This is a genomic window from Bradyrhizobium pachyrhizi (assembly GCF_001189245.1).
In the GTDB taxonomy this organism is placed as follows: domain Bacteria; phylum Pseudomonadota; class Alphaproteobacteria; order Rhizobiales; family Xanthobacteraceae; genus Bradyrhizobium; species Bradyrhizobium pachyrhizi.
The window spans coordinates 1-2,131 of record NZ_LFIQ01000123.1 but is presented as its reverse complement, the minus strand read 5'-3'; the positions used below and the strand labels follow the sequence as shown (position 1 = coordinate 2,131).

Annotated in this window: 2 protein-coding genes; both read right to left on the bottom strand. The window is 67.0% G+C overall.

What is annotated here, in order from left to right; all coding sequences use genetic code 11:
• Positions 1–229 precede the first annotated feature (229 nt).
• Complete coding sequence (locus tag AKL29_RS38235; RefSeq protein ID WP_028337314.1) at positions 230–640, bottom strand: (deoxy)nucleoside triphosphate pyrophosphohydrolase; 411 nt, start codon at positions 638–640, stop codon at positions 230–232.
• A gap of 129 nt (positions 641–769) precedes the next feature.
• Positions 770–2,011 (bottom strand): bifunctional glutamate N-acetyltransferase/amino-acid acetyltransferase ArgJ, encoded by a 1,242-nt coding sequence (gene argJ / locus AKL29_RS38230; protein WP_050387747.1) that lies wholly within the window; start codon positions 2,009–2,011, stop codon positions 770–772.
• Positions 2,012–2,131 lie beyond the last annotated feature (120 nt).

The following is a 2,131-nucleotide window of genomic DNA, read 5'->3' as shown; positions in this document are numbered from 1 at the left end:
CCCTTCAACAAGGTCCGCCGCGGCGTATGGTCCCTGCCTTCGCAGGGACGACGCGTTGGAGAAGCCGCGGACTCACATCACGATTTCGGAATAATGGAATAATGCCGGTGAGTTGCCCGACGTGTCAAGTCGCCTGGTCGGACGCCGGCCACCGCCACCTACTTTGCATGGGGTTGTTTTCGATATTTTGGCAGCGCGCCTCCCTCGCAAGCGGGAGGGGCGAAGAGGATCACAGCAACAGATCGATCAGATGCGGCAGCAGCGGGATGTCCGCGGGCGGCATCGGGTAGTCGCGCAGCTTGCTTGCGCGGACCCAGGCGAGGTTCTGGCCCTCGCGCGCCACCGCGATGCCCTCCCAGCGCCGGCAGATGTAGAGCGGCATCAGCAGATGGAAGGTCTCGTAGGCATGGCTGGCGAAGGTCAGCGGCGCGAGGCACGGCTCGCTTACGGTGATGCCGATCTCCTCATGCAGCTCGCGGATCAGGGTCTGCTCCGGGCGTTCGCCCGGCTCGATCTTGCCGCCGGGGAATTCCCACAGGCCGGCCAGCGCCTTGCCCGCGGGGCGCTGCGCCAGCAGCACGCGCTTGTCGGCATCGACCAGCGCGCAGGCGACGACGAGTGTCAGCTTGATGTCAGCCATGCGGCGTCAATGTCCCGATGCGAGTTCGTCTCGCAGATTCTGTCATTGCGAGCGAAGCGAAGCAATCCATCTCCGCGTCGCTGGATGAGGTGGATTGCTCGCGCGCGCCGCTCGTAGTGACGGAAGCGACTACGACCTGTAGTCCCCGTTGATCGCGACGTATTCCTTGGTGAGGTCGCAGGTCAGCACGCGGTCTTTGGCCTTGCCGAGGCCGAGCGCCACCTTGATCTGGATCTTCGGCGCCTTCATCGCCTCCGACACCTCTTTCTCGTTGTAGGACGGATCGCGCGCGCCGCTCTTGGCGACGCGGATGCCGTTGAAGGAGATCGAGAGCTTGTCGCGGTTGGCGGGCTCGCCGGCCTTGCCGACCGCCATCACCACGCGGCCCCAATTGGCGTCCTCGCCGGCGATCGCGGTCTTCACCAGCGGCGAATTGGCGATCGACATCGCGATTCTGCGCGCCGACGGTTTGGTGGTGGCGCCCTCGACCACGACCTCGACCAGCTTGCGGGCGCCTTCGCCGTCGCGCGCCACCTGCTCGGACAGATCAGCGAGGATCTGCTGGAACGCCTTGGTGAAGGCCTTCAGCCGCGGGTCGCCGGCGCGCGAGATCTTCGGCGCGCCGTTGGCGGCGGCAGCGCCGGTCGCGAAGGCGAGCAGCGTGTCCGAGGTCGAGGTGTCGCCGTCGATGGTCAGCGCATTGAAGGTGTCCTCGACGCTGGCCTTGAGCAGCGATTGCAGCACCGAGGCCGACAGCGGCGCGTCGGTGAAGATGAACGACAGCATGGTCGCCATGTCGGGCATGATCATGCCGGCGCCCTTGGCCATGCCGTTGATCGTCACCTTGGCCTTGCCGAGCTTCACGGTCGCGGTGGCGACCTTCGGGAAGGTGTCGGTGGTCATGATCGCCTTGGCCGCGTCCATCCAGCGATCGGGGGTCGCGGTCTGTGCGAGCTGCGCCAGCACGCCGTCGAACTTGGTGGCGTCGAGCGGCTCGCCGATCACGCCGGTCGAGGCGAGGAACACGTCCGATGTCGAGCAGCCGACCGCCTTCGCCGCGATCTGCGCGGTCAGCGCGGTCGACGCCTTGCCCGTCTTGCCGGTGAAGGCGTTGGCGTTGCCGGAATTGACCACCAGCGCGCGCGCGGCGCCGCCCTTCAGCTTGGCGCGGCACCATTCGACCGGCGCCGACGGGCACTTCGACTTGGTGAAGACGCCGGCCACCGTGGTGCCCTTGTCGAGCAGCGCGAGCAGCACGTCGGTGCGCCCCTTGTAACGGATGCCGGCGGCAGCGGTCGCAAGCCGCACACCCGCGATCACGGGCATCTCGGGAACGTCGGGCGGGGCGAGGGGAGAGACGGCGGTGGACATCGGCAAGTTTCCGGCTACGGGGAGGGAAGCGCTCCATAACATCTCGCCGTGCGAAGCGGGAGAGGGCTGCGATGCGGACGCGCCACAGCATCGTCCCGGCGAAGGCCGGCAACTGTTATG